Annotated in this window: 1 protein-coding gene; it reads right to left on the minus strand. The window is 75.2% G+C overall.

Annotated elements, in window-relative coordinates; translation table 11 throughout:
* The coding region (locus AB0B83_RS29685) for an amino acid adenylation domain-containing protein (protein ID WP_357580940.1) at nt 1–6,133 on the minus strand (6,133 nt) is incomplete at both ends.

Consider the following 6,133-nt stretch of genomic DNA (forward strand, 5'->3'; position numbering starts at 1 on the left):
GGCGTTGCAGGGTGCCGTCGGTGAGCCATTGGCGTTGCCAGGCGGCGTAGTCGGCGTACTGCACGGGCAGGGGCGGCAGGGGGTCGGGTTCGCCGCGGTGGTGCGCGGTGTACAGCGCCCCCAGCTCGCGGGTCAGGACGCCGATGGACCAGCCGTCGGACACGACGTGGTGCATGGTGACGAGCAGGACGTGCCGGTCCGGGGCGAGGGTGACCAGGCGGCCCCGGATCAGGGGACCGGCGGTCAGGTCGAACGGGGCCGTGAACTCCTCGTCCTGGAGCCGGGCCAGCCGGGCGGCGGCGTCGGGCGCCCCGGTGAGGTCGTGCGTGTGCAGGGTGAAGCCGGTGCCGGGCGGGTCGACGTGCTGGTGGACGTCGGAGCCGGCGGGCACGAGCCGGGTGCGCAGGGCCTCGTGCCGGGCGACCAGGGCGTCCAGGGCCGCCCGCAGGGCGTCGTGGTCGAGCCAGCCGGCCAACTCCAGGGCGAGGGGCATGTGGTAGGCGTGGCCGAGACCGCCGAGGCGTTCCAGGAACCACAACCGCCGCTGCGCGAAGGAGGGCTCCAGCGCACCGGCCCGGTCGACCGGGCGGATCGGGGGCAGCACGTCGCGGCCGTCCGGCGTCAGCCGGGCGACGAAGGCGGCGAGGACCGGCGCGGCGAAGAGCGCCGCCGGGGAGACCTCCCGCCCCAGCACCTGCCGGATCCTGGACACCAGCCGCATGGCGAGCAGCGAGTGGCCGCCCAGGGCGAAGAAGTCGTCGTGCCGGCCGACGCGCTCGATCCCCAGCACCTCGGCCCAGACGCCGGCGACCATGGTCTCCAGCAGGCCGACCGGCTCGACGTGCCCGCGCTGGCCGAAGGCCTCCCCGTCCGGTGCCGGCAGCGCCGCCCGGTCGAGCTTGCCGTTGGGCGTCAGCGGCCACGCGGCCAGCCGGACGTACGCCGACGGCACCATGTGCTCCGGCAGTTGGGCGGCGAGCCGGTCCCGCAGCCGCGCGGCGTCCGGCGCCTCCCCGCCCAGCACGTACGCGACGAGCCGCTGCTGGCCGCCGGCGTCCGGGCGCGCCACGACCACGGCCTCCCGGACGCCCTCGGTCGCCGCCAGCCGCGACTCGATCTCGCCCAGTTCTACGCGGAAGCCCCGGATCTTCACCTGGAAGTCGTCGCGGCCCAGGAACTCCAGTTCGCCGTCCGGCAGGCGGCGACCCAGGTCACCGGTGCGGTAGAGCCGCTCGCCTGGCACGAACGGGTTGGCGCGGAAGCGCCGCGCGGTCAGCTCGGGCCGGTTCAGGTAGCCGCGCGCCACGCCCGCGCCGCCGATGTGGATCTCGCCGACCACCCCGTCCGGGACCGGCTCGCCCTCGGCGTCCAGCAGGTAGACGCGTACGTTCGGCAGCGGCCGGCCGATCGGCAGGCAGGTCGCCCCGGCGAGGCCGTCCGCCGGGAGCAGGTGGCAGGTGCTGTCGACGGCCGCCTCGGTCACGCCGTACGCGTTGACGATCCGCACCCGCGGGCCGCAGAGGGCCCGGAGTTGGGCGGCGTTCGCGGCGGTCCAGGCGTCCGAGCCGCAGACCACCGTCTCCAACCCGGCGAGGCTGCCGCCGGTCGCCTCCAGGTGTTCCAGCAGCGGGTTGAGCACCGCCGGCACGAAGTCGGCGAAGTCCACGTCGTGGCGGCGCAGCAGGGCGTACAGGCCCGCGCTGTCCAGCAGCAGCGGCCGCGGGCAGAGCACCAACCGCCCGCCGAAGCCGAGCGCCCGCACCACGTCGGCGGTGAAGACGTCGAAGGAGAAGCTTGCCATCTGCAGGTGCACCAGGCCGGGACGCAGGTCGAACAGGCGCTCCCAGGCGGCGGCCACGGCCATCAGCTGCCGGTGCTCCACCAGCACCCCGTTGGCGGTGCCGGAGGTGCCGGACGTGTAGATGACGTACGCCAGGTGGTGCGCGCCCAACCCGTCGACGGCCGGGTCGGTCACCGGCAGCTCCGCCCAGGCCGCCGCGTCGAGGTCCAGGTCGATCACCGGGGTGTCGAGCCCGGCCAGCGCGGCGCGCAGCCGCTCGCGGGCCGGGCCGTGGGTCAGCGCCGCCACCGGCGTGCTGTCGCGCAGCATGGCGGCGAGCCGTTCGGCCGGGTAGGCCGGGTCGAGCGGGAGGTAGGCGCCACCCGCCTTGAGGACCGCCAGCAGGCCCACCACGGTGTCCAGCGACCGCTCGACGCAGATCGCCACCAGCCGGTCCGGACCGACGCCGCGGGCGCGCAGGTGGTGGGCGAGCCGGTTGGCCCGCGTGTTCAACTCGCCGTAGGTGAGCCGCTCGTCGCCGTCGACGAGGGCCACCGCCTGCGGGTCGCGGGCCGCCCGGGCCTCCACGAGGTGGTGCACGCAGCGCCCTGGCGGGTACGCCACCGTGGCGTCGTTGCCCTCCTCGACGAGCCGGCGGCGCTCGGCGGGGGGCAGCACGTCGAGCCCGCCCACCGGCGCGTCCGGCGCCCGCTCCAGCGCGTCGGCCAACGTCTCCAGGGCCCGCTCGACCATCGCGCAGACCCGGTCGGGCGCCACCCCGGCCGCGGCGGCGACGGTCAGCGCGACGTCGTCGCGCAGGTCGTCGACGTCCAGCGCGAGCGGGTAGTTGCCGCGCTCCTGCGCGGCCAGGTAGGTGAGGTCGTCCGCGTCGGGTTCCGGCGCGGGGGCGTCCGACTCGGCCAGCACCTCGGCGCGCCGGTAGTTCAGCAGGGCGGTGAAGAGTGGCGCCGGCGGCGTGACCCCGCTGCACGACTGGGCCAGCGCCAGCGACGCGTGCTCGTGGCGGATCAGCCCGGTCAGCGCCTCGTGGGTGCGCAGCACGCACTCGGTGGCGCCGGTGGCGTCGACGGTGACCCGCAGGGGGAGCGTGTTGAGGAAGGGCCCGAGGACGCGGTCGCTGCCCGCGCCGGCGTCCATCCGCCCGGAGAGCACGGTGCCGAAGACGACGTCCCGGCGCCCGGCGGCCCGGGCCAGCACCTGCCCCCAGGCGACGTGGAAGAGGCTGGTCACCCCGACCTGGAGGGCCTGGGCCCGCTGCCGCAGCCGCCGCGTCAGCTCCGGACCGAGCCAGACCCGGGCGTCGCGCATGGTGTGCCCGTCGCCGTGGATGTCGCGCAGGCCGAAGGGCACGGTCGGGCTGTCCAGGTCGGAGAGCATCCGGCGGAAGAAGCTCTCCTGCTCGGCCCGGTCGGCGCCGCGCCGGATCCGCGCCACGAAGTCGCGGAAGGGCAGCGGCGGCGGCAGCCGGTCGCCCTCGCCGGCCAGGTACGCGCGGACCTCGGCCCGCAGCTGCTTCAGCGAGGTGTTGTCGTCGACGATGTGGTGGATCAGCTCCACGGCCAGCCACCCGCCGTCGCGCGGGTCCCGTGCGACCAGCAGCCGCAGCAGGGGGGCCTGGTCGAGGGGGAGGCGGGCGTACCGCCTGTCGACGTGCTCGCGGAGCTGCCGCAGCGGGTCGTCGCCCGCGGGGTCGAGCGTGACCTCCTCCACGGGCAGGGGCGCCCGGCGCCACACCACCTGCACCGGCTCGTTGATCCCGTGCCACACCACGCCGGTGCGCAGCACGTCGTGCCGGGCGACCACCGCCTCCAGCGCGGCGGCGTAGCGGTCCAGCCGGTCCCGGTCGGCGAAGCGCAGGACCGTGGTCACCAGGTAGGGGTCGCGGTCGCGGGCCATCAGGTGGTGGAAGAGCATCCCCTCCTGCACCGGGGCCAGCGGGTAGACGTCCTGCACGTTCGGCGCCCCGCCGGACACGGTGGCGACGACCGCGTCGATCTCCGGCTGGCTCAGCTCCACCAGCGGCAGCAGGTCCGGGGTGATCCGGTCGCAGCCGGCCGGGATCGGCTCCGGCGTCGCGTCGGCCCGGTCCGCGCCGGCACCCACGGCGGCGGCCAGGTCGGCCAGGACCGGCGAGGCGAAGAGCGCGCGTACGTCGGCGGAGAGGCCCTGGCGGCGCATCCGTTCCAGCACCCGCAGGGCCAGCAGCGAGTGCCCGCCCAGCGCGAAGAAGTTGTCGTGCCGGCCGACCCGCTCGACGCCGAGCACCTCGGCCCAGATGGCGGCGAGGGCGGTCTCCGTCGGACCGACCGGCTCGGTGTAGTGGCGGGCGGCGAAGGCGGACCCGTCGGGTGCGGGCAGCGCCCGGTGGTCGAGCTTGCCGTTGGGCGTGAGCGGCCACTCGGCGACCCGCACGTACGCGGCCGGGACCATGTGTTCCGGCAGGACGCCGGCCAGCCGGGTCCGCAGCGCCTCGGCCGTCAGCCGGCGCACCGATGCGGTGTAGTAGCCGACCAGGCGCGGCTCGCCCGTGGCGTCGGTCGTGACAGTCACCACCGCGTCGCGTACGCCGGGACAGGCGGCCAGCCGGGCCTCGATCTCGCCCAGCTCGACGCGGTAGCCACGGATCTGCACCTGGGAGTCGTTGCGGCCCAGGTATTCGAGACCGCCGTCGGGGCGGTGGCGCACGAGGTCACCGGTGGCGTAGAGCCGGTCCCCCGCGACGAACGGGCTGGGCCGGAAGCGTTCGGCGGTCAGCGCGGGACGGTTGAGGTAGCCGCGCGCGACCCCCGCGCCACCGACGTGGAGCTCGCCGACGACCCCGGGCGGCACCGGTTCCCCCCGCCCGTCGAGCACGTAGAGCCGCAGGTCCCCGATGGGTCGCCCGATCGGGCTGACGCCGGGTCGCTCGGTGTCGGCCGGGGTCAACGGCCGGTGGGTCACGTGCACGGTGGTCTCGGTGATGCCGTACATGTTGACCAGTTCGGTGCGCCCGTTGCGCGCGTCCGCGTACCACGGCCGCAGCATCGTCGGGTCCAGCGCCTCGCCCCCGAAGACCACCGTACGCAGCCGGTGCGCCCGCGTGCTGTCGGCCTGCGCGGCGATCAGGCTGCGGAACGCGCTGGGGGTCTGGTTGAGGACGGTGACGCCCTCGTCGCAGAGGAGCCGGTGGAAGTCGGCGGGGGAGCGGCTGACCAGCCGGGGGACGATCACCAGCCGGCCGCCGTGCAGCAGCGCCCCCCAGATCTCCCAGACGGAGAAGTCGAACGCGAAGGAGTGGAAGAGGCTCCACACGTCGGTCGGACCGAAGCCGAACCACCCGGCCGTGGCGGAGAAGAGCCGCACCACGTTGGCGTGCTCGACCATGACGCCCTTGGGCCGGCCGGTGGAGCCGGAGGTGTAGATGACGTAGGCGAGGTGGTCGGGCCGGGTGCCGGGGTCGGGGTCGGTGGTGGGGTGCTCGGCCCAGCGGTGTGCGTCGGTGTCGAGGTCGACGAGGGGCGCGTCGGTGAGGCCGTCGAGGGTGGCGCGGGTCGCGGCGTGGGCGAGGACGGCGACCGGGGCGCTGTCGCGCAGCAGCTCGCCGAGGCGCTCCGCCGGATGGGTGGGGTCGAGCGGCACGTACGCGCCGCCGGCCTTGAGCACGGCCAGCAGGGCGACGACCAGCTCGGGTGAGCGTTCCAGGCAGACCCCGACGAGGGTGTCGGGGCCGACGCCGTGCGCGCGCAGGTGGTGGGCCAGCCGGTTGGCGCGCGCGTCGAGGTCGCGGTAGGTGAGCGAGGTGCCCTCGAACGTCACGGCCACCGCGTCGGGCGCCGCGGCGACCCGCTCCGCGAACAGCCCGGGGATCGTCCGCTCGACCGGGTACGCGCTCGCGTCGCCCCAGGCGGCGAGGAGGTCACGGCGCTCCGCCGGGTCGAGCAGCGACAGCCGGTCGATCGGCTCGTCGGGGTGCGCGACGAGTTGGGTGAGGACGTGGCGTAGGTAGCGGATGTGCCGCTGGGCGGTGGCGGCGTCGAAGAGCGCGGTGGCGTACTCGAGGCTGCCGGTGATGCGGCCGTCGTGCTCGGCCAGGGAGAGGGTGAGGTCGAACTTGGCGCTGGTCCACGGGCTGCGCAGCGCGGTCACCTCGACACCCGGCAGGTCCAGGTCCACGTCCTCGTTGTTCTGCCAGGCGAACATGACCTGGAAGAGGGGGGTGTGGGCGAGGTTGCGGGTGGGGTTGACGGCTTCGACGACTTGTTCGAAGGGGAGGTCCTGGTGGTCGAGGGTGGTGAGGGTGAGGTCGCGGACGCGGTGCAGGAGTTGGGTGGTGGTGGGGTGGTTGGTGAGGTC

It is taken from the genome of Micromonospora sp. NPDC049060 (genome assembly GCF_040649055.1).
Lineage (GTDB): Bacteria > Actinomycetota > Actinomycetes > Mycobacteriales > Micromonosporaceae > Micromonospora > Micromonospora reichwaldensis.